Raw genomic sequence first — 21,730 nt, 5'->3', positions numbered from 1 at the left:
CTCTTTTAACTTGAATAGCGCTCAATGCGCAGTCGCCTCTTTAACCACGACAAAAAAGACCACCCTTTAGGGCAATGCCCCTTAGGATGGTCTTTTTGTCGTGCGGTTATTCTTTTACGCCGCCGAGCTGCATGCCTACAACGAAGTATTTCTGCAGGAACGGATAGACAACTAGAATCGGCAAGGAAGCGACGATTGTAATGGCAGCGCGGATCGATAAAGGCGTAACCATTGCCTTTGCCGCGCTGGCATCGCCACCGTTTTGCAGAGCCGGATTGCTGTTGGAGTTCATGGCCGATGAGAGAAGCTTCATCAGCTCGTACTGAAGCGTGCTAAGCTCCTGCTTGGAAGAGGTGAACAGGAACGTATCGAACCAGGAGTTCCACTGTCCTACCGCCACGAACAAGGCTACCGTTGCGAGTACCGGCTGGCAAAGCGGCAGAATGACCTGCAGGAAGATGCGGAAGTCGCCAGCACCGTCTACTTTTGCCGATTCGATCAGGCTCTCCGACAGAGTCCCGATATAGGTACGGATCACGATCATGTTAAAAGCGCTGACCAGACCAGGAACAATGTAAACCAGGAAGTTATTGAGAAGGTGAAGGTCCTTAACCAAGAAGTAATACGGAATCAGACCCGCGTTAAAGTACATCGTCATTACGATAATAATCGTTATTGCCTTACGGAAAGCGTATTCCTTGCGGCTTACCGTATAAGCAAGCATCGTCGTAAGGAACAAGCTGAGCACGGTTGCCAATACGGTACGCGCGATCGAGATAAAGAAGGCATTAAACACGGTTCCCGTTACAAATACCGCTTTATAATTCTGAAGCGTCCATTCCCGCGGCCAGACGTAAATACCGCCCCGAATCGTATCAAGCCCCGCATTAAAGGATACGGCTAGCGTATTCAAGAAGGGGTAGAGCGTAACTACGGCCAGCAATATCATGATGATGGCATTGACTGTACCAAAAATCGCCGGCTCAAGCTGAAGTGTTCTTTTTCTCATTGTAATCCCCTCCTTATCAAATAAGCCTTTCTTCGCCGAATCGCTTCGCTATCGTATTGGCGGCGTAGATAAGCGTGATGCTGACAACCGTCTTGAATATACCTGCTGCGGTTGCAAGCGAATAGTTGCCCTGCTTGAGGCCATATTTTAGAACGAAGATATCTATTGTCTCCGACCAATCGACTACAACGCCATTGCCAAGCAAATATTGCACTTCAAAGCCAGCTTCCAGAATCCAGCCCAGGTTCATGATGAGCAAAATAATAACGATGGACTTGATGCCTGGCAGCGTTATATACCACATCTTATGGTAACGGTTAGCCCCGTCAATCTCCGCCGCCTCATACAGGGATGGATCAATCGAGGTAATCGCCGCCAAATAGATGATTGCATTCCAACCGACTTCTTTCCATACATGCGATGCGCCAACAATACCCCAGAAATATTTAGGCTCGCTAAGCCACATGATAGGCTCGTGAATAATCCCAAGCTTCATCAATACTTCATTGACGATACCGCCATCCACGGACAGCGAAGTTGCAACAATTCCAGTTACGATAATCCACGATAGAAAATGCGGCAAATACGAAATCGTCTGAATCGAACGCTTAAACAGCTTGTTCTTCACTTCATTTAACAGAATCGCGAAAATAATGGCCGTTACGAAGCCTAATACCATATTAATGGCACTCATGCCAATCGTATTGCGCAAAACGCGCAAGAAACTGTCATCGGTAAACAAGAATTTAAACTGCTTTAAGCCAACCCACTCTTGCTCGCCAAAAGATTTTGCCGGCTTGTAATTCTGGAAAGCCATTGTCCAGCCCCAAATCGGGTAATACGAGAAGAGCATGACATAAATGAGTACGGGCAGCGACATCCACATAAGCTGACCCTGGTTTTTGAACCGCTTGGATTTGCGGGTCTTCTTAGGCTGGATAGCAGCCTCTACAGCTATAGTATCTACGGGTTTCGCCATCTCTCTTCCTTCCTCCGCTCCAAAGATAAAGCGGAAGGGCTGAGGCAGTCTGCTTCATCCCTTCCGCTTTCTGCTGCCTTACATTAATTGCTGCTCCAATTTTTAATACGCCATTGAATTTGTTCGTTAATGCGGTCCTCGTAGGCTTTTACGTTGATTTTCTTATACTCGTTTACGTAATCCTGCCATACTTTATCGAATTGATCCGGTTTCGACATAATCGCTCTAGGCAGGAATTTCAACGAAGCATCCGTCATTTTCTTATTGGCAATCGAAGCATCGGAGCCGTCAATCAGGTCGATCTGCCAAGCCGGGTAGTAAACAGGGTTATCCGGCGGCTGCGTGAAGAATTCCGTCCATGTTTTGTGGCCGTAAGCATTCAATACTTCCTTGTCGACATCTTTCAAGCTGTCATAGAATTCTACAGGGTCTCCGCCCGGCGATGTTGCATTGCCGTCGCTCAAAGTACCTTCAATCTTAGGCAGGTATCCGTAAATGCCGTCTCCGAGGTTGGCAAGCTTCCAAGCCGGATCCTCGTAGTTTTTGCGTTGCTCAGGCGTTCTGGTGTATTTGCCGTCTGCGCCAACTTGATAGTCAACGCCTTCTTCGCCCCAAGTGAACATCTTCTGGTATTTCTCGTCCATCAGCTGTTCAAGCGCTTGAATAATGCGTTTCGGATCCTTCGCGTCTACCGAAATACCAAAGCCGTTGTTCAAGTTGATAACGGCGCGGTCGCGGTAGTAGTCCTTAATGCTTGTGTCATAAACAAGCGGGAAGCCTACATAAGTGCGGTCGGATTTGCCTTGCGTATTCAGGGAATCTTCCGCGGTTTGGAAGTTCCAGTGCTGGTCGAACATACCGAGGACATTGCCTTGAGTCAGCTTCGCCAGATACTGGTCGTAGTTTTGAGTGAAAGCTTCTTTATCCATCAGCCCTTCATTGTACAGGCCGTTCAATTCTTTGTAATAACGTTTCGAAATATCCTGTGTTGCGAAAACGCTTGCCACGCCATTGTCTACAACAACGCCGCCGTCGTTTGGATGCCCCGTCAAATGCTCAGGCGCATTCAGCAGGCCAAATGTCCGCCAGTCGGAAGCGAGTGTCGTAAAGCCGATTGTTTTCTGACCGTCGATTTCCGGGTATTTCGCCTGATATTCGCGGATCAGCTTCATATAATCATCAAGAGTTTGGAGTTTAGGATAACCGAATTCCTTCAGTACGGCTTTTTGAATCCAGAAGGCTGGACCGCTGTAGAACGTTTCGTTCACATTGCCTTGATAAGCGCCATAGTTAGGCAGCCAGTAAATGTGGCCGTCGGACGGATCCTTCATCCGGTTCCAGTATTTCGCGTAATGCTCTTTCAGTTTCGGAGCATACTGCTCAATAAGATCTTCGAGCGGAATAACGGCACCCGCCGATACAAGCTTAGGGTCCGCGGTAATCAAATCAGGATAGTCGCCGCCGGCAATCATAACGCCAAGCTTTTGCTCAAGGTCGCCTACCAGGAATTCCGTCTTAAACGTAATGCCTAGATCTTCTTTAATTTTTTTGAACAGCTTGTTGTCCGGTGTTGGCGATTGGCCAGGAGCCCCGATAAAAGCGGAGATCTCAATTGGCTTCAATGCCTCATCCGTTGCATTTGTGCCCGAATTGCCTGCGTTCGCAGATGCAGATGGCGCAGTGGACGCGTCGCTGTTACTATTTTTGCCACCGTTATTGCCGTTACTGCACGCTGCAACCGTTAAACTCAAGGCAACCGCGACTGCCATAGTTGTCAATAATGGCTTTTTTGCTTTAACCCCCATTTGCTTCTCCTCCTACGGATTGTGTGCTTACCTCTACATTATGAAGCATTTGAATGCGTTTACATCATAATCAGAGTTAAGCATTATACCCCTACGATTTAAGGTGGGGTATTGTTTTTTTATACTCGGCAAGCTTCATGCCGAAACGCTTCTCGAACTGCTTCAAGAAATGCTGATAGCTGCAATAACCAAGCCTCTCTGCCAGCGCTGCCCCCGAAATATCCTGGTCATGGAGCAGTTTCTTCGCATCGTTCATCCGCAGATGGTGAATATATTCATGAATGCTGACGCCGTATTTTCTCGAAAAAGCCTGCCCCAGGTAGACCGGATTCATATAAAAGATTTCCGCTATCTCCTTCACCGTAACGGATTCGCAGTAGTGCTGGCGCAAATATTCCTCTACCTTGGCGATGGTCCCCCCCTGCTGCCGGTTTCGACACAATGACAACTCCTCCCGGCACAACAGGCAAAAGCTCAGTAAAAACGCATGCAGCTTCAGCAAGGAATGTTCATTCGCCCCAACAAGCGGATACCCGGTTTTCTCCAGCAGCTGGTCCGCGTCCCCGCCAAGCTCTTTGTAGATGCCGGAGCATTGCACCATAATGTGGGTAGAAAAGGCGGAGATCAAGGAAGGCATCGTCCTTTTGCCGGCAAAATGATCAAAGATCTGCTGCAAACGCTCTACAATCCGACCTTCATCATTGGTTTCAACCGCCTCTATGATTTTTTCGGCTGCCTCCCATAGATGCGAATCATAGCCAAAGCCCTGCTCCTTGATCTCGTCATAGTACAGAGGTCTCTCTCTACGGTCATAAAAGAGATAGGCACCCGCTTCCTCCGCATGCCGGTAAGAGATGCCAAGCTCCGCCGGCTCCTTCACCAGACTGCCGACTACCATGCTGAGGCTTCCGCGAACCGCTCCCCGGAGCGCTTTGTAAAGAAGCTCTGCCATATCCTGCATGGCCGACTTGCTGTCGTCCCGGAGTATGCAGGCCATCCCGATAGAGTTCGGCTCTTGATCCACGATGCTGCCTCCGACTCTCCCTTCGCCTTGCCTCTTCTCAAGCCATTCCTCGACGGTTTCCGCCGCGGATGCTAATTCCGATTCGTCCACCGCAACGCGTATGCATGTCCATCCGGCAGCATCCGCGGAGATGCGTTTAATCGAAGATTGGTCGGCATCGGACAATTCTTCGCCCCGAAGCAATGCGGTTAACGCGCGTCGCTGTGCGCAGCGCTCCGTATAGCGGGCAGCCTTCTGCCTGCGGGTCTCTTCCCCCAATACTTTATTCAAACATTCCAGTACTTCATCGGCTTCATCGCTCATAATCGGCTTCGTCAAATAATGCGAGACGCCCAGATGCAAAGCGCGCCTTGCATATTCGAAATCGCTGTAGCCGCTCATCACGACAAATTTAGTCTGCTTATGGCCCTCCAGCCTCATCTGGGAAATAAGCTCCAATCCGTCCATGATCGGCATGCGAATATCCGTAACGACTAAATCGGGCTTGGATTCCCGGATCAGGCGGGCTGCTTCTTCACCGTCTCCGCAGACCGATTCCACCTCGAATCCGTTCTTCTCCCAATCGATTAATAATTGAAGACCCTCTATTGCAAACGGCTCATCATCAACAAGCAGGACACGGTACATATTGCTCCCCCTTTCCAATTACGAAGCCGCACCCGGCTTTGTCTGGTTATTCTCAAGCTGCTGGAGCGGAATTTGATAGCTCACGGTCAGCCCGCCTTCCGGGCCGTTCATCATCCGGAATTGTACGCTTTCATGGTAAAAGAGCTCCAGCCTCCGGTACACGTTGCGCAGACCAACATGTCCTTCCATCGCATGCTCCGAACGGACCGCCTGCTGAATCCGGTCCAGTGCCTCCTGCTCCATGCCGATTCCGTTATCGGCTACGGAGACTGTTAACCCCCGTTCGGACATGCGGGCTTCGATTCTGACGGCTCCTCCGCCTTTAATCGCCTGCAGCCCATGCTTGCAGGCATTCTCCGCCAGCGGCTGAATGCTCATGATCGGTACCCGGACGTCATTCGCAAGCGGATCGATATCGACAACATAATCAAACCGATCGCCGAAACGGAATTTCTCAATCTGCAGGTACATCAGGGTGAACTGCAGCTCCTCCTTCAGCGGAACCAGATCGTCTGCCCGCCGGAGCAGCCTCCGGAGAAGAAGCGACAGGCTTTTTATGATCTCGGTCACATCCTTGTAACCGTTTTTCGTCGCCACAACAAGAAGGGCATTTAAAGTGTTGAACAGGAAATGCGGATTCATCTGGCTCTGAAGCATATTCATCTCCATCCGCACCCGCTCGACCTCCAGACTTTTCTGATGAATTTCGAGTTTGTAGACGTCGTTAATCAGCGTATTGATCTTCCTGGTCATCATATTGTAGGTGTTAATAAGACCGCCAATCTCGTCTTTCCCTTCCGGGAGAGTGACCTGATCAAACCGCTCGTTGCGTACGCGGTCCATATGCCGGGCCAACTTCTTGATCCGATAATGGTAGGAACGGAGCATAACGAATATTAACAGCGAAGGAATAAGCGTGCTTATGACCGCAAGCCACAGAATGGAACGCCGCGCTTCATCCAGAAGAGTCGTAATCCGGTCGTTGTTAGCCCTGCCAACCAATTTCCATCCTTGCACGTAACTGACTGTGCCTAGCTTGGATACAAAAACGTCTCCCTTTGTCCAATCCGACATATCGGCATCATAAACCGACTTGCCGCGGCCGCCCGTCTCCGCCACAACCTGATTCTGCTCGTTTACCAGCTCCAGCTGCAGGCTGTCGCTTTCCCTGCTCAAAATATCGTAGATTTTATCTACGTTCAAATCGATCCTTAGAAATTTGCGGTATTGCGGCTTTACAATGCTGAAGCCTTGATCCATGTCGCTGATGACGCTTATTTTCTTTGCCAGGCCTGTTGTTCCCGATGCCTCTGAATAGGCAATGACACGGAAAGCGTGGCCCGGCTGGCTTAACAATGGCCCCAGCCAAGGACTTTTTTCTTCCGGGGCATTAATGACATAATAATTGTTACCGGTCTGAATGGTATGGTTGTACGTATAAATCCGGATTTCCAAAATGTTCGGGTAAACGGGCATGTAACGCTTCAACTTATTGCGAAGAACGCTGTCATAGCTCTCGTAAGAGGAGACAGGGCTGTCGTAGGTTTTGTCGAGCACCTCGTTCAGGGAATCATCGCCTTCGATGGAATGGCTTACCGCAACGCTTTCGTCAATCATGCTGTGCAGCTCCGCCGCGGCCCGGTCCATCGATTTGCGAAGGTTCTCCTGTTCGCGGATCCGGATATTGTCCGAGTTCTGCTGGTAGAAAAAAACGTTAATGCCGATAATGGGGATGAGGATGCACAACACGTAAATCATTAGAAACTTCAGATTCAGGGGAATATCGTTGATTTTATTCGAAAACAGCCTGTTCATCACTCAAGACAATCCCCTTTTTGGTTTGATTTATAAGCCGAGGGCGATACTTTCGTCAGGGACTTGAAGACGGAGCCAAAGTATTCCGTGCTGTGATAGCCAAGCTCGTTCGCAATTGTGGACACCTTCAGATCCGTTCGAAGCAGCAGCTTCTTCGCTTCCTTGATCCTCAGAAGATGCATATAGTCGTTAAAGCAATAACCGGTTACCCTCTTGAACTGCTGGCCCATATAGACCGGATTTAGGCGGAACAGCTCCGCAAGGTCCTTCAGCTGCAGCTTCTCCCGGTAATGACCGGTAACGTATGCAACGGCCTCCTGGAGCCTGCCTTCCGGCCTCTTGCCGTTCAGCTCGTCGATCTGCCTGGCTGCCTGCAGGCACGCTGCCGACAACTGTTCCCGCACATTCCCCAGCATGCCGTATGAAGGCAGAATCCATTCCGGCGGATTCGCCGGATCCCCGCCGGCTTTATGATAAGCGCGGAGCAGTCCGCCCTGCAGATAAGAGAGAGATGCCGTCAAGCTGCTTGCCGGTTTATGGGTTCTTTCAACAAATTCAACGAGTGCGCTGGCAGCTTGTTCGATTTCAGTAACCTTGTTACGTTCTACCGCCGCCAATAAAGCCTCAGCCCGGCTCGCCGCCTCCTCCCACCGCCAATGCGTATGCTCATCCCTGTGCTCATACCAAAAAACACCCGCCCGTCCCTTGTGCAAGCCCCTGCTTCGGAGCTCCTGAAGTTGCGTATACAGCTGCCTTAGCTGCCGCCAGCCCCGCGTTTCTCCACTAACATAAATCGAGCAAAAAGGCCACCGGCCGGAAAGCCTATCCGCCATCCGCTTAACGCCCGAGTCTAGTCCCTCTTCCTGGCCATCCTGCTGCAGGGACCATACCAGCAGCCCGATTGAACCCGATGGCTCCTCCATGCATCCGCAGCCAGCCGGCAGTCCCGACAATTCAGCTTCCACTTCTTCCATAGTTGGGCCAGGCTTCCCGCCCGCTGCGTCTAAAATAATCAGTCTCCCCGCCGCCTCCGGCAAGCACCCCAGATGGGAGGTCAAGGCTGTCCGAGCCTCCTCGTTCTCCTCCTGCAGCGCTCTGGCAAATACGATGGACAACGATTCGCTGGCCGATGCCTCCATGCTGTTCCGCTGATCCATGTCTACCCGAAGCGAATCGAGCAATTCATGAATCTCTTCCTCGATAAGCGGCTTTAACAGGTACTGCTCAATCTGATGACGGATCGCAAACTGCGCGGCATCAAACCGCGAATACCCGCTCACGATCACCGTTTTTATCTCTTTCAGCCCTTGGCTTTGCTTCATTTGCCGGATCAGCTCAAGCCCATCCATAACCGGCATCTGCAGATCGGTAAATACAAGATCGGGCACTTCCCGCTCCATAACCTCAAGCGCTTCCCTGCCGTCCGATACCGCCCAGCAAAGCCGGAACCCATGCGATTCCCAATCCACCATGGTTTTCCAGCCCTCCAGCATAAACGGTTCATCATCTACAACAAGTACGTTGTACATGCGAGCACCACCTTTCAGGCGTTTATCTTCGTCGTCAATACCTAAACTCAGTGTCACATAGGGTTAAATCATCAGCAATGTTAAAAAGTTAAGATTTATTGGATTATTTTAAGATAAAATGTAAGCGTTTACGATTTATTTTGCAAGAAAACTTCACAACCCCGGTTACCCGGGGTACTGAGGCGTTCGCCCGAATCCGTTAAAATGACTGCTCGGACAGACGGTATTTCGCGGGGCTGACCCCCACCGTCAATTTGAATAAACGGCTGAAGTAGGCATGATCGGCATAACCGACAAGCTCGCCGACCTGATATATTTTTAAATTCGTCTCTCTCATAAGCCGGATGGCCTGATGGATCCGAATGCTCGTCAAATGATGAGTAAACGTAGCGCCGGTCTGCGAGCTGAACTGATTGCTTAAATAATTGGGCGTTACGCCAAGCCGCTTCGCCAGACTGACGAGAGACAGCCCTTTGTCCCCGTACTCGGCCTCCATAATCTTCATCGCCGAACGGATAATGCGGCTCACGAACTCGTAACGGAGCAGCTTCCCGTCCGTTTCCTCCGAATGCCCCAGCTGCCGCAGACTGTTGAGGTACAAGGAACGGAGCTCCGACACCGCCGCGGTAATCCCGCCAAAACCCAGCTTGATCGTAATGCCCAGGCGCTCTTCAAGCTCTCTCTTTTTCTTGAGCACGATCTCTTCCATATTCGGAACCGCATGCCTCAAGGTCAGAACGGCTGCATTCATAAAGGGAGGATCGTCGACAACAACGACTGTCCCAAGCTCCTTCATATCCTCGGTCAACTGTTCCTTCATCCAGAAACGGTCCGTCGACTGCCAGAACGGCTTGTCCTCCATTTGAAACGTAAACACTCCCGCCCAGCGGAAGGAAGGCAGGGTTGCCTCATCCCTCTGAACCTCGCGCATGTACGGCTCGGAGAACAAGGTCTGAACCTTCTTCTCCAGGGAGCTTTGCTCGCGGTGGCGCAACAAGGGAACGGAGGATTCGCCCTGCGGCCTTCCGGCAATTCCCGTATGGGGCTCAGTCAGGTTTCTGGCCTCCATAGTTAGAATGAGCAGAATCTGCATGACCTTCACCCGGATATCCAGCCGCCTAACGGGATCATTTTCCGGTTCAGCCGAGCAGATCTCCATTAGTTCTTCGATATGAGGCATCAGCTGCTGCACGGCTCGTGATTCCGCCCGGAACAAATGCTGCTCGATCCGGCTCAGCAAGCAGAACAAATCCGGGTCGTCCACATCCAGGTGCATCGAAAAATAGGTCATCGGTTCATCCGACGCATTACGGCTGTGATGAACCTCATCCGGCCGGATCAGAAGCAGATCCCCTGCCCGCTGGATATATTCCTTGCCGGAGATCACGGTCGACTGGCTCCCCTGAAGCACGATATTGAGCTCCAGCAGCGGATGCTGATGCTCCTTGTAGGACCAGCCCTTTCCGACGGTGCGCCAATGCGTGCCTAACAGCTGAAAGGCAAGCCGAAAGCTTTCAAGTATGATTTCATGAATGACCTCCGGCACTTCCCCGTCCCGATTCGTCTGCCAAGTCACGCGATCTCACCGCTTCCTGTGCTTTTTCTTGAATTATATCACAGGAACTACAGGGATGTGACGCACTCATAATATGGAATGCCGCTACTGCTCCGGACAACCGCTGACCAGATGACCGGAACGGTTGATCTTCGTCTGCAAATACTTCTCGTTATACTCGGACACATCTCCCCAAAGCGGGATACGGTCAGATACGTCAAGCCCGGCATTGCGCAGCGCGTCGAGCTTGCGCGGGTTGTTCGTTATGAGGGTAACCGGCTTATCCTTCGGCCGCAAGGAGCGCAGCACCCGGATGGCATCGCCGTAGTTGCGGGCATCATCCACAAAGCCGAGGTTCAAATTCGCCTCGACCGTATCATAGCCCTGCTCCTGAAGCAAATAAGCCATCGCTTTGCTGAACAGCCCGATCCCGCGTCCTTCATGATTCGCCAGGTAAAAAAGCGCTCCCGTCCCATGCGCCACGATCATCTTCATCGACTGATGGAGCTGGTAACCGCAGTCGCAGCGCTTGCTGCCGAATATGTCTCCCGTATGGCAGATGCTGTGCATCCGTATAAACGCCTCGTCCGCATGCTCGAAATCGCCGTAGACAAGCACGCTCGACTGCTGCATCTCCGCGAGATTGGCGCCGGACAGCTTATCTATAATATCCTCGAGCTTATTTACTTCCTCCTTGCATAACAGCCAGCAATACCAATGAAATATAGCCGTTTGATCATCCAGATTAACCGGCAGCTTGATGGGGCCAACCAAATAAATCTCCCCGTCCTCGCTGTCGATATGCCGGATTCTCCCTTCGAGAATCGAAATAACCTTATCATTCATGGTTCTCTAGACCATCCCTTCGCTTCCATTATTGACCTAGGTTGCGCAAGGACAAGGGCTGCTATGCTTATTCGCCGACTTTTATCGTATAGGAAGCGGTAAATTGATCGCCGTGGCGCTGGAACTGACCCCATACCTTATAAAGCCCCGGAGCAGGGAACGTCGCCGCGAATAAAGCTTCCGGTCCCGCCGTCTGCCCTTCCTTCGGATGAACATGCAAATAATGCTTAAGATCCGAGCTGATGATTACCACATGTCCGGCAGCACCGAGGTAGGGCTCCATATCCTGCACCGGTTTGCCCGTCTTGGCATCCTTGAAGGAGAAAGCGAGCGTTGTTTCTTTCCCCGCTTTCCGCTCGCCGGTTTGCAGCGTTGTCACCGTATTTTCGGCCGTCTTAACAAGCTTCTTGTCCGGTACAAGCGGAACGGCTGCCGCTGTTTTGCCCGCAACTGTCACTTCCGTCTGAGCAACCTGATGAGTGCCTCCCACAGGGACAAAATCCGCAAAAAGCTTATAAGCTCCGCCTTTCGGGAAGACGGTTTCTACCGTAAAATGACCCTGTCCTTCATCAACCGGATGAAGATGCTGAAATTCGCTTAAATCGCTGCTGACCGCAATGAGATGGATCTCCCTCTCGTGGTTAAGAGCAAAGCTTTGAACCGGGCGGCCGTGCGCATCCTTGAAATTAAGCTGGATAGCTGCGCTATTGCCGGCCTCCGGCTGGCTTGGCAAAAAGCTCCATTGCACGGATGTGCTCCGGTTATGCCCTTCCTCATGAGCATGGTGATGCTCATGACCGGAAGAAGTGTCGCCCGTTAGCCCCGCGTCGGCTTGATTGAAGGTTACCCCGGATGCGGACGCAGCAGCTGCTGCTGCGGAACCGGAAGCGGCCCAGCCTGTTTGGCTGGATGTATAAGCAGCCGACAAAAGAACGGCCATAAGTCCGATATGTAACGTGCGATTTCGATTTTTCCGATTGCGTTTATGCATCATGCGCTATATTCGCCCCTTCCATTTATCCCTAACAATATACCCATAGCCGGTATAAGCTAATCACCTAGGGAGAAGGCAAAAAGCCCCCAATCCCGCATAGATAAGGGGCTTGAGGGCTTTTAAAATGATTGAATCCGCACGCGCTGCCGGATGTTGGGGGATGTACCTCTCTTGCCTGACTGCTGACCGGAAAAGTAATATTGTACGAAATGCAGGATATTAGCCCAAATCAATGAAACAGGCGTGTTATGCTGCACAGAATGCAGGATATTGCCCCTATTGGAGTCATTTCGGGCCATTTTTCTTTGATATGCTGCATTCCGTGCAACGTAGAACCTTGCGTCGACCAAAGATGCCTCATTATCCTGCATAAAGTACAACGTAAGGGCAGCTCATCCAGACCGAACTAACAAAACAAAAAGCGCTGCCTGGCTCCGTCGGAGCTGGCAGCGCCTCTTTACAGCGGGTTAAACGACATCGTAGCCTTGATCCTCAATCGCTTCCTTGATCGCGTCAAGCGAAACCTTTTTCTCGTCGTACTGAACGGTTACTTTGCCCGCAGCCAAATCCACGGAGCCGCTTGCGCCTGCTCCGGTAACGGCCTTTTCCACCGCGCTTACGCAATGTCCGCAAGACATGCCTTCAACCTTCAACGTAACGTTCGCCATAATACAAATCCCTCCCGATCTTATTTCATTAATTTATTTACGGTAACGAGCAGCTCGTCAATAACTTCACTTTCTCCCGCCTGAATGCGCTCGATCACGCAGCTTTTCAGATGACCTTCCAGCAGAAGCTTCCCAACACTGTTCAGCGCAGACTGCACCGCGGCAATCTGGTTCAGCACATCATCGCAATACGTATCCTTCTCGATCATCGCCTTAACGCCGCGGATTTGACCTTCAATCCGGTTCAGGCGCGAAACGAGATTGGATTTCATCTTATCGGAATGATGGCTCTTCCGCTCGGCACCTTGTTGTTCCGGTTCGTTAGAATGGCAATGCTCGGTCTTCTCTTGTTCAATCATCTTAAATACCTCCAGGGGGTATGGCATAGTTTTATCATATCATACCCCCTAGGGGTATGCAATCCGCAATTTGAGCATAAACATCATTAAGATTAATATGCCGCAAACAAATCGGAAGTAAAGTTAAATCAATTCAATTTTATGATAGAGATGGGAGTGGAAGAACGGTTATGACTACGCTTGTGAATTATGCGCACCGGGGAGCCTCCGGCAATTATCCGGAGAACACGATGATCGCCTTCGAGAAGGCAATCGAGCTTGGCGCAACGGGAATCGAGACCGATGTGCAGATGACCAAGGACGGCAAGCTGGTGCTCATCCACGATGAATTGCTGAAGCGGACAACCGGCGTGAACAGTCTTGTTGCGGATACGTTGTCCGATGACCTGCTGCAGCTGGACGCCGGCAGCTGGTTCTCTCCGCATTTCAAGGACGCAACAATTCCCACATTGGAACAGCTTCTGGACCTCGCCAAGCAGACCGGGGCGATCATCAACATCGAACTAAAAAACGGCATCGTACCTTACCCCGGATTGGAGCAAAAGGTCATCGAAACCGTTCGTGCTTGCGGCTTGGAGAATCAGGTGATTATCTCCAGCTTTAATCATTATTCGCTTATCGAATGCAAGCGGCTGGCTCCGGAAATTCGGACTGGCATCTTGTACATGGAAGGCTTATACCGTCCGTGGAAATACGCCTTGTCGATTGGAGCTTCCGCCCTGCATGCCTCGCATTTTGCCGTGCTGCCGGGCTGGGTTGCGGAAGCCGCCCAGCATGGCGTTATCTATAACGTGTTTACGGTCAATGAACCGGCCGAGATGAAACGTCTGATCCAGGCGGGAGTCGCAGGGATCATTACCGATTACCCGGAACGGCTCACTGCTCTGCTAAACAAGCTTTAATCCGTTTAGTGGATGCTTTTCTTCGTAAAGCCGCCGCCTTGTACGTCGGCAACATTTTCAATCGCGATAAACGCTCTTGTATCAATATCGTGCACGATCGCTTTCAGCTTCGCCACTTCCAGACGGCTGACTACGCAATAAACCATTTGCGTCTCTTCTCTGGAGTAACCGCCGCGTGCCTGAATATAAGTCGTGCTGCGTCCCAGGCGGGTCATAATGGTCTCGGCGATTTCTTCGTACGCGCTGGAAATAATCGTGACGGATTTGGATTCCTCGATACCTTCAACAACAATGTCCATAACCTTGGTTGCGAGATAATAAGTGACCATCGAATACATCGCGGAATTCCATTCAAACACGAATCCAGCGAGGACGAAAATAAAGACGTTGACGATCATGATAATCTGTCCGACCGGCATGCCGAATTTTTTCGACGCCAGAATCGCAAGAATCTCCGTGCCGTCGAGGGAACCGCCGAACCGGATAACCAGACCAACGCCGGCTCCAAGAATGATCCCGCCGAACAGGACGGCCAGCAGTTTTTCTTCGGTAAATGCGTGTACATGGTGAAGCAGCTGAGTGGTAATCGACATAACGGCGATACCGTAGAGAGTGGATACGGCAAACGTTTTGCCGATTTGCTTGAACCCGATGAACAGGAACGGAATGTTCAGGATGAAGATGAATAGACCAAGGGGCAAGTGGGTTAATTCGGATACCATAATGGAGATACCGGTGATACCACCGTCGATTACATCATTCGGTACGAGGAATAATTCCAGTGATACACCCATTAATACGGAACCTATCGTGATAAAAACGGCCCTTTTAAAAATCTCTAATGCAGATATTTTTTTGTGCTCTTTTGCCATCGTGACCTCCAGCCTTTTCTTTTTAGGGTAACACAATCCTCAGGTCTTTTCAAAAAAATGCGGTCAAAAAATAGCAGCCGGCGTCATCTTATATGACACCCGACTGCTATTATGTTCCACTATTTTACTGCTTATTCGTATAGTACCGCTTTAATTTCATCGCTGTCGATATTGGACTTATCGTAGTAATAGAAGCCCGTATCGATGGTGGACTCTACCTTCTCGCCGCGAATCGCTTCGACGGCTGCCTTAACCGTCTCGTAACCGATGCCGACCGGATTTTGCGTAATGGCTCCGGCCATAACGCCGCTCTTGATCGCGTCGATTTGCGCTTTGCCCGAGTCGAAGCCGATTACGGTAATTTGGCCTTCCTTCTTCAGCTCGGTTACGGCGTTGATCACGCCAACCGCGGAGCCTTCGTTCGAGCCAAAGAAGCCTTTAATATTCGGATGCGCCTGAATCATCGCTTTCGCGAGGTCCGTCGATTTCAGATGGTCGCCGCCGCCGTATTGAATGTCGACAATCTTAATATTCGGATATTTTTCTTTGATCCGGTTCACGAAGCCGTCGCGGCGGTCAACGCCGGTAACGGAGGTCTGGTCATGCACAATGACGCCAATCTCACCTTCTCCGCCGATTAACTCCGCCATTTTGTCGGCAGCAAGAGCAGCGGCGGCTACGTTATTGGTTGAAGCGGTTGTGATCGGAATATCGCTGTCTACGCCGGAGTCGAAGGCGATAACCGGAATGCCGGCATCCTTCGCTTTTTGCAGGAGAGGAACGGAAGCCTGGCTGTCGAGAGCGGCAAAACCAATCGCGCTAGGCTTCTTGTCTAGAGCCGCCTGCAGCATTTCGATCTGTTTGTCGACCTGCGCTTCGGTCTCCGGTCCTTCGAAGGTGATCTCCACGTTGAACTCCGTGGCGGCTTTCTCCGCGCCGGCTTTAACCGCCTGCCAGAATTGATGCTGGAAGCCCTTCGATATAATCGGAATATAAATTTTGTCTCCGCTTGCCTTGGTCCCCCCGTTGTTCGCGCTGGGTTTGCTGCCCGTATTGCCCGTGTTCTTCGAGCTGTCCGAGTTATTCGACCCGCACGCGCTAAGCATAACAACCGTCATTAACGCAACTGCCAGCAATGCCGTAACCTTTTTCACCGAAATCTCCCCTTTGATTTTGAATTCAATCAGATCTTTGGATTCAATAAGATCTTTGGACTCAATCATCCTATATAGAATCACTGGCTCTTCGGTCCGCAAGACTTGCGAAGGCGCCAGCGTTTCTAGCGTGAACCGGAATTACGCTTTGCGGCGGCGCAGAATGTCCGCGTAGACCGCAAGCAAGATGACGATGCCGACCACAACGGTCTGCCATTCCTGCGGAACGGACAAGATGCGAAGGCCGTTCGTCAGCACGCTCATAATCAGAGCGCCGATAACCGTACCGACGATCGTCCCCTTCCCCCCGCTAAGCGAGGTGCCGCCAATCACAACCGCCGCTATAGCCTCAAGCTCGTAACCGGCCCCAAGCGCAGGCTGCGCGGAGTTGAGCCGGGAAGCAATCAGAATGCCCGCCAGACCGGTGAAGACACCGGTAAGAGTGTAGATTACGATTTTCCAATAGTTCACGTTAACGCCGGACAGCCTGGTTGCTTCCTCATTGCTGCCGAGGGCAAAGTTATAACGGCCGACGATTGTCCTGGACAACAGAATGCTTCCGATAATGGCGGCGATGAAGAAGATGACAACCGCATTCGGGATGGCAAAGCCCGGGATAAGCTTGTCGAAGAACGAGCCCTGCGACACCTCGCTGAATACCGGATGATCGTTGAAGTAGATCGGCTTCGTGCCGGAGATGACAAGGGCAAGGCCCTTGGCGATCATCATCATGGCAAGGGTGGCGATAAACGGCGGGATCTTAAGCCTGGCAACCATCACGCCGGAGAGCAGCCCGCAAACGGCGCCCGTCAGGATGCCCCCGATAATGCCAATCGGAACCGGCAGCCCCCAGTACGTAATAAACACCCCTGTCATTACCGCGCTTAAAGTCATCACCGTTCCGACCGACAAATCAATGCCGCCCGTAATAATGACAAACGTAGAGCCCAGCGCCAGAACACCGGTCACCGCGGTTGAGAGCAGAATCCCTACGATATTGGAGAATTGAAAAAAGTTGCTGGACGAAAAGGTGAATACGAGAATAAGGACGATCAGACTGGCAAAAGCAAGCACCTGCTGCAGAACGCCCGGCTTCAGAATAATCGCGGTCTGCTTGCCGCCAAGCTGCGCCATTTCGGCTTTTGGCTGCATTTTCATTGAGATTCCCCCTAAACTCCGTTGTTAAGCTCTTAAAGTCGCATACCGCATAATCTGCTCCTGCGTGGCTTCCTCGCGGTCCAGCTCGCCCGTGATGCGCCCTTCGCACATGACGATAATGCGATGGCTCATCCGCAAAATCTCGGGAAGCTCCGAGGAGATCATGATGATCGATTTACCCTTATCGGCAAGATCGTTCAGCAGCTTGTAGATTTCGCTTTTTGCGCCAACATCGATCCCGCGGGTCGGCTCATCAAAGATCAGAATGTCGCAACCCTGGGTCAGCCATTTGCCGATAACAACCTTCTGCTGATTACCACCCGAAAGGAATTTGACGTCCTGATCGATATGAGGCGTCTTCACCTTCAGCATCTCGACAATCTGTTCGGCTGCCTTCGCAATCTTGCTCCGGTTCACCCAGCCTACCCCATTCACGTATTGCCGAAGCGAGGCAACGGCCACGTTTGTCTTCACGTCCATCTCCACGATGCAGCCGTACCGCTTGCGGTCCTCCGACAAGTAGCCGATTCCCGCCCGCACCGCATCATAAGGCTGCTTCATCACAACCTTGCGGCCATGTACCGTAATCTCACCCGCATCGATCGAATCGGCGCCAAAAATCGCTCTTGCCACCTCGGTCCGTCCCGCTCCAATCAGTCCAGCGAAGCCGATGATTTCTCCTTTGCGGAGCTTAAAGCTGATATTGTCCAGCGCTCCCTTGCGGCTTAGCCCTTTCACCTCAAGAACCGTCTCGCTATTCTCCGCTATCCGGTTCTGCTTGGTACTGTCATAGATCTCGCGTCCAACCATCATCGCAATGATCTGCTCGTTCGTAACGGAAGCCGTCGGCACCGTATCGATGTATCGACCGTCCCGCATGACGGTGATCCGGTCGGTAATCCGCTTCAGCTCATCCATCCGGTGCGAAATATAGACGATGCCAACTCCACTCGTTCTAAGCTGGTTTATAATAACGAACAGATCATCGATCTCCGTATCGCTCAGCGCCGCGGTTGGTTCGTCCATGATGAGCACCTTGGCGTCGTAAGACAACGCTTTGGCGATCTCCACCATCTGCTGCTTCGCTACGGTCAGATTGGCGACCGGTTCATCCGGATCCAGCTCCATGTTCAGCCGGTCAAACAAACGCTCGACCTTCCGCTTCAGCTCCCGCTCGTTCAGAAACAGCCGAAATCCCCGCCGAGGCTCGCGTCCGATATAAATGTTCTGTGCCACCGTCAGATCAGGCGCCAGGTTCAGCTCCTGGTGAATGATCGAAATGCCCAGGTTTTGAGCGGTTTTCGAATTGGGAATCTCGACTTCGGATCCGTCGTATACGATGCTTCCCCCATCCTTCTGATAGACGCCGGTCAGCACCTTCATCATGGTAGACTTGCCCGCCCCGTTCTCTCCGACCAGCGCGTGCACCTCGCCCCTCCTTAATTCGAAGCGGCAGTCCTGCAAGGCTTGAACGCCCGGAAAATACTTGCTGATCCCTTCCATCTGAACGAGTATGTCCTTCATGCCTCCATCACTCCATCCCGCTGTAACTAAGCTCATTCTAAAGCGCTTTCGCTTTTGCCAGAATGGAATAATGTATTTGAATAGTTGAAAAAAATCTGTTCCTTATAAACAGAAAAAAGCTACTCTCCCACAAAGGGGAAGAGCAGCTTCTGATTTTGTTCCGTATACATATTGTCTTTGTTGATAATGACCGATTCCGTATCGATCAGCTTCGGCACCTTCTTGCCTCGCACCGCTTCGATGGCCGTCTTTACGCTGAGGTAGCCCATATTGTAAGGCTTCTGAACAATGGTTGCCTGCAGCACGCCGCTTTCAATCAGCTTTACTTCGTCCACCGAGCTGTCGAAGCCTACAAGCTTCACTTTCCCGCTGAGCCCAAGCTCCTCAATGGCCCGTCCGGCGCCAACGGTAGAAGGCTCATTTAGCCCAACAATTCCTTCGATGCCGGGGTTTTCGGTGAGAAGCTCTTTGGTCAGCTCATAGGCCTTCTCGAGCCGGCCCTCACTGTAGAACGTATTCGCCACCTTAACCTGTGAATGATCTTCCAGCCACTGGCGCACGCCCTTTTCCCGTTCAAGCTGCGACGAGGTTCCGTAAACGTAACTCATAATGGCGATTTTCGAGGAAGCGGACTCCGGCAGCAGCTTGGCCATCTCTTCTCCGGCCTTCTCCCCGGCTGCAATATTGTCCGTTGCGATAAAGCTGAGCGCATCATCGCTGTTAATGCGGGAATCCACCGTAATAAGCTTGATGCCCGCCTTAACGATCTGCTGGGCAACCGGAACGAGCCGGTTATAATCGGTTGCGGCCATCACGATCGCATCCGGCTTCTGCCGGATGGCCTGCTCCAGCTGCTCCATCTGAATATCGATCTCCGTCTCGGACGGAGGTCCAATAACCTGAACATTGGCGCCAAATTCATTGGCCGCGTCCTCAACTCCGGTGATCAGCACCTTCCAGAAATCAATCGCCGAGCTTTTTGCTTTTACCGTAACGATGATATCGACGGGCTTCTCCGTACGCTGGCTTGCCGCCCATTTATAGATGCCAACGACAGCAATTACGATAATAATCGCGGCAATGGCGACGGAGGCCGATCTGCGTCTGTACTCGCTCATGCGCCAACACCTCCCGCCAATTCATCGCCTTCAATGGCGGCAATCCGTACCGTTACGGTTGTCCCTTCATCCGGTGCGCTTTTGTACGTCAAGCCATACTCCTTGCCGAAATAAAGCTGGATCCGCTCGTGGACGTTCACCACACCAACCCCTTTGCTTTCCCGGTCGCTTCTCCTCGGCTCCAGAATGGTTCGGAGCGCCTCCGCCTCCATCCCAACGCCGTTATCGCTCACTTCCAGCCAAATATAACCGTCCCTTTTGCCGCCGGTAACCTGAATCGTACCCGTCCCGATTCTGTTCTTGATGCCGTGGTAGATCGCATTCTCGAGCAGCGGCTGGAGCAGCACCTTCAGGGTGCGGTACGCGTAGATATCCGGATCAATATCAATATGGAAATCCAGCTTGTCCTTGTACCGGATTTTCTGGATCGTCAGGTAGTTGGCGACATGCTCAATCTCCGTCCGGATCGGGACCAGCTCCTGTCCCCGGCTGATGGACGAGCGGAACAGCCGCGCAAGCGCGGAGGTCATCAGAACCACCTCGTCCGTCTTTTTCCCCTCGGCCATCCAGATGATCGAATCCAGCGTATTGTACAAAAAATGCGGGTTAATCTGCGCCTGCAGCGCCGTCAGCTCGCTCTTCCGCTTAATCTCCTGCTCCCGGACGACCTGGCTCATCAGCTCCTCGATTTTGACGACCATCAGGTTAAACGTGCGGGCAAGAGAAGCGATTTCCCTCGAATTGCCGATAGGCACCCGGATATTAAAGATCCCCTTCTCCACCTTCTTCATATGCTCCTGCAGCTGCTTGATTGGACGGGACAGATTACGAGAAATAAAGACGGCAAGCAATAGGCCTACAATTAAGCAAAAGACTCCCGCCGCCACCATCGACAGCTGCATTTCGCGTTTGTTGCCGATTAACTCATTGACGTAAGACACGCCAACGATTTTCCAGCCGAAGCCGGTATCCTGAATCGTATAGATCCGGCTTGTCTTCCCTTCCTCGGTCGTAAAGCTGCCGCTGCCCTTCGCCAGCACCTCGTCGATTTTCTCCGACTTCAGATTGCTGTAGATCAACTGCTGCTGCGGGTGGTAGACGATATTGCCGTTCTCATCCACGATAAATACATACCCGCGTTTGCTTAAGTCAATGTTGTTCAGTGTGTCGTTGATAACGCTGAAGTTCAAGTCGACAAGCAGCACGCCGCGCGGCTCCGTCTGATCCTTGCTCCACAGCTCCCGGCTGAGCGATACGACCCAGTCGTATTCATTCTTGAACATATGCTGGACATGGGAGGAAGACACGACGATCCGGCCCGATGCTTCCTGCGCGCTGGTGTACCAGGGCTGTTCCGCCAGCTTGACGCTTGGATTCAGCTCGACATGCTCGCGGTCCGAGACGAACCGGCCGTTATAGCCAATCACGTTAATCGAAGCGATGTCTTTGCGAGAAGCGATAATGGAGTGAAAATACGCCGAGATCCGCTGCTCGCGCGCCAGCTCCTCCGGGCTTGTCCCGTTATTCCCCGCTTCGTTTACAAGCTCGCGGACATCTTCGTTGCTGAGCGCGAGCATCGATATATTTTCCATGCTGGTAATGTAGGTCTGAATGTTGGCATTCACCTGGCGGATCAGCTCCGCCGTATAGTCCTGGGCCGTCTCGCGGACGGATGAGGCCGACAGCTGGTAAGAGATGACGCCAAGCAGGATAGCCGTTAGCAGAATAAGACAGGCAGAGGCGGCGGCGATATTCGTCTGAATGCTTTTGAATTTAAATAATTCCATAAGCG

General features: G+C 51.8%; 18 protein-coding genes. 1 reads left to right on the top strand and 17 read right to left on the bottom strand.

Annotation, left to right across the window (positions count from 1 at the left end; translation table 11 throughout):
• Nucleotides 1–106: 106 nt before the first annotated feature.
• From WFJ73_RS14125 to WFJ73_RS14075, 11 genes are all read right to left on the bottom strand, one after another.
• Nucleotides 107–1,009 carry a carbohydrate ABC transporter permease gene (locus tag WFJ73_RS14125; protein ID WP_015846863.1) on the bottom strand — a complete coding sequence of 301 codons (903 nt, stop codon included), beginning with the start codon at nt 1,007–1,009 and terminating at the stop codon, nt 107–109.
• A 16-nt stretch (nt 1,010–1,025) separates the two neighbouring features.
• Nucleotides 1,026–1,988, bottom strand: coding sequence for an ABC transporter permease (locus tag WFJ73_RS14120; protein WP_015846864.1), 963 nt, complete (start codon nt 1,986–1,988; stop codon nt 1,026–1,028).
• Nucleotides 1,989–2,071: 83 nt separating this feature from the next.
• Complete coding sequence (locus tag WFJ73_RS14115) at nt 2,072–3,793, bottom strand: ABC transporter substrate-binding protein (RefSeq protein ID WP_336773679.1); 1,722 nt, start codon at nt 3,791–3,793, stop codon at nt 2,072–2,074.
• Between the two features lie 91 nt (nt 3,794–3,884).
• Nucleotides 3,885–5,444 carry a response regulator transcription factor gene (locus tag WFJ73_RS14110; RefSeq protein ID WP_336773678.1) on the bottom strand — a complete coding sequence of 520 codons (1,560 nt, stop codon included), beginning with the start codon at nt 5,442–5,444 and terminating at the stop codon, nt 3,885–3,887.
• Between the two features lie 18 nt (nt 5,445–5,462).
• Nucleotides 5,463–7,259: a sensor histidine kinase gene (locus tag WFJ73_RS14105; protein WP_336773677.1), complete on the bottom strand. Its 1,797-nt coding sequence runs from the start codon at nt 7,257–7,259 to the stop codon at nt 5,463–5,465.
• Entirely contained in the window at nt 7,259–8,788 is a 1,530-nt protein-coding gene (locus tag WFJ73_RS14100; RefSeq protein ID WP_336773676.1) for a response regulator, read from the bottom strand. Before WFJ73_RS14100 ends, WFJ73_RS14105 begins: the two co-directional genes overlap by 1 nt.
• A 199-nt stretch (nt 8,789–8,987) precedes the next feature.
• On the bottom strand, nt 8,988–10,364 hold the full coding sequence (locus tag WFJ73_RS14095) for an AraC family transcriptional regulator (protein WP_336773675.1): 1,377 nt from the start codon (nt 10,362–10,364) through the stop codon (nt 8,988–8,990).
• Nucleotides 10,365–10,448: 84 nt separating this feature from the next.
• Complete coding sequence (locus WFJ73_RS14090; protein ID WP_336773674.1) at nt 10,449–11,189, bottom strand: GTP cyclohydrolase II; 741 nt, start codon at nt 11,187–11,189, stop codon at nt 10,449–10,451.
• Between the two features lie 67 nt (nt 11,190–11,256).
• A complete protein-coding gene (locus WFJ73_RS14085) occupies nt 11,257–12,183 on the bottom strand; it encodes a hypothetical protein (protein WP_336773673.1) in 927 nt (308 codons plus the stop codon).
• A 467-nt stretch (nt 12,184–12,650) separates the two neighbouring features.
• Entirely contained in the window at nt 12,651–12,851 is a 201-nt protein-coding gene (locus tag WFJ73_RS14080) for a copper ion binding protein (protein ID WP_127495379.1), read from the bottom strand.
• 20 nt (nt 12,852–12,871) lie between these two features.
• Nucleotides 12,872–13,210 carry a metal-sensitive transcriptional regulator gene (locus tag WFJ73_RS14075; RefSeq protein WP_336773672.1) on the bottom strand — a complete coding sequence of 113 codons (339 nt, stop codon included), beginning with the start codon at nt 13,208–13,210 and terminating at the stop codon, nt 12,872–12,874.
• Nucleotides 13,211–13,380: 170 nt separating this feature from the next.
• Here WFJ73_RS14075 and WFJ73_RS14070 point away from each other — a divergent pair, with 170 nt between their 5' ends.
• Nucleotides 13,381–14,112: a glycerophosphodiester phosphodiesterase gene (locus WFJ73_RS14070; protein ID WP_336773671.1), complete on the top strand. Its 732-nt coding sequence runs from the start codon at nt 13,381–13,383 to the stop codon at nt 14,110–14,112.
• A gap of 5 nt (nt 14,113–14,117) precedes the next feature.
• On the opposite strand, the gene WFJ73_RS14065 is transcribed toward WFJ73_RS14070, so the two are convergent.
• From WFJ73_RS14065 to WFJ73_RS14040, 6 genes are all read right to left on the bottom strand, one after another.
• Nucleotides 14,118–14,984 (bottom strand): YitT family protein, encoded by an 867-nt coding sequence (locus WFJ73_RS14065; RefSeq protein ID WP_336773670.1) that lies wholly within the window; start codon nt 14,982–14,984, stop codon nt 14,118–14,120.
• 131 nt (nt 14,985–15,115) lie between these two features.
• Nucleotides 15,116–16,102, bottom strand: a complete 987-nt coding sequence (locus WFJ73_RS14060) for an ABC transporter substrate-binding protein (protein ID WP_442955955.1) — start codon at nt 16,100–16,102, stop codon at nt 15,116–15,118.
• Nucleotides 16,103–16,279: 177 nt separating this feature from the next.
• Nucleotides 16,280–17,272, bottom strand: coding sequence for an ABC transporter permease (locus WFJ73_RS14055; RefSeq protein ID WP_336774011.1), 993 nt, complete (start codon nt 17,270–17,272; stop codon nt 16,280–16,282).
• A 48-nt stretch (nt 17,273–17,320) separates the two neighbouring features.
• Nucleotides 17,321–18,820 (bottom strand): sugar ABC transporter ATP-binding protein, encoded by a 1,500-nt coding sequence (locus WFJ73_RS14050; RefSeq protein ID WP_336773669.1) that lies wholly within the window; start codon nt 18,818–18,820, stop codon nt 17,321–17,323.
• A gap of 119 nt (nt 18,821–18,939) precedes the next feature.
• Nucleotides 18,940–19,938, bottom strand: a complete 999-nt coding sequence (locus WFJ73_RS14045) for a substrate-binding domain-containing protein (RefSeq protein WP_336773668.1) — start codon at nt 19,936–19,938, stop codon at nt 18,940–18,942.
• The gene (locus WFJ73_RS14040) at nt 19,935–21,725 is read right to left on the bottom strand and encodes a sensor histidine kinase (RefSeq protein WP_336773667.1); all 1,791 of its coding nucleotides are present in this window, start codon (nt 21,723–21,725) and stop codon (nt 19,935–19,937) included. Before WFJ73_RS14040 ends, WFJ73_RS14045 begins: the two co-directional genes overlap by 4 nt.
• Nucleotides 21,726–21,730 lie beyond the last annotated feature (5 nt).

Origin of the sequence: Paenibacillus sp. MMO-58 (genome assembly GCF_037146255.1) — a bacterium.
Classification (GTDB): domain Bacteria; phylum Bacillota; class Bacilli; order Paenibacillales; family Paenibacillaceae; genus Pristimantibacillus.
This window is presented reverse-complemented; position numbering and strand designations above follow the sequence as displayed.

Coding starts and splice junctions, on each gene's coding strand:
- WFJ73_RS14040 (WP_336773667.1), bottom strand. CDS start 21,725: ATGGAATTATTTAAATTCAAAAGCATTCAGACGAATATCGCCGCCGCC.
- WFJ73_RS14105 (WP_336773677.1), bottom strand. CDS start 7,259: ATGAACAGGCTGTTTTCGAATAAAATCAACGATATTCCCCTGAATCTG.
- WFJ73_RS14120 (WP_015846864.1), bottom strand. CDS start 1,988: ATGGCGAAACCCGTAGATACTATAGCTGTAGAGGCTGCTATCCAGCCT.
- WFJ73_RS14090 (WP_336773674.1), bottom strand. CDS start 11,189: ATGAATGATAAGGTTATTTCGATTCTCGAAGGGAGAATCCGGCATATC.
- WFJ73_RS14065 (WP_336773670.1), bottom strand. CDS start 14,984: ATGGCAAAAGAGCACAAAAAAATATCTGCATTAGAGATTTTTAAAAGG.
- WFJ73_RS14075 (WP_336773672.1), bottom strand. CDS start 13,210: ATGATTGAACAAGAGAAGACCGAGCATTGCCATTCTAACGAACCGGAA.
- WFJ73_RS14080 (WP_127495379.1), bottom strand. CDS start 12,851: ATGGCGAACGTTACGTTGAAGGTTGAAGGCATGTCTTGCGGACATTGC.
- WFJ73_RS14055 (WP_336774011.1), bottom strand. CDS start 17,272: ATGGCGCAGCTTGGCGGCAAGCAGACCGCGATTATTCTGAAGCCGGGC.
- WFJ73_RS14050 (WP_336773669.1), bottom strand. CDS start 18,820: ATGAAGGACATACTCGTTCAGATGGAAGGGATCAGCAAGTATTTTCCG.
- WFJ73_RS14100 (WP_336773676.1), bottom strand. CDS start 8,788: ATGTACAACGTACTTGTTGTAGATGATGAACCGTTTATGCTGGAGGGC.
- WFJ73_RS14085 (WP_336773673.1), bottom strand. CDS start 12,183: ATGATGCATAAACGCAATCGGAAAAATCGAAATCGCACGTTACATATC.
- WFJ73_RS14110 (WP_336773678.1), bottom strand. CDS start 5,444: ATGTACCGTGTCCTGCTTGTTGATGATGAGCCGTTTGCAATAGAGGGT.
- WFJ73_RS14125 (WP_015846863.1), bottom strand. CDS start 1,009: ATGAGAAAAAGAACACTTCAGCTTGAGCCGGCGATTTTTGGTACAGTC.
- WFJ73_RS14045 (WP_336773668.1), bottom strand. CDS start 19,938: ATGAGCGAGTACAGACGCAGATCGGCCTCCGTCGCCATTGCCGCGATT.
- WFJ73_RS14115 (WP_336773679.1), bottom strand. CDS start 3,793: ATGGGGGTTAAAGCAAAAAAGCCATTATTGACAACTATGGCAGTCGCG.
- WFJ73_RS14070 (WP_336773671.1), top strand. CDS start 13,381: ATGACTACGCTTGTGAATTATGCGCACCGGGGAGCCTCCGGCAATTAT.
- WFJ73_RS14060 (WP_442955955.1), bottom strand. CDS start 16,102: ATGACGGTTGTTATGCTTAGCGCGTGCGGGTCGAATAACTCGGACAGC.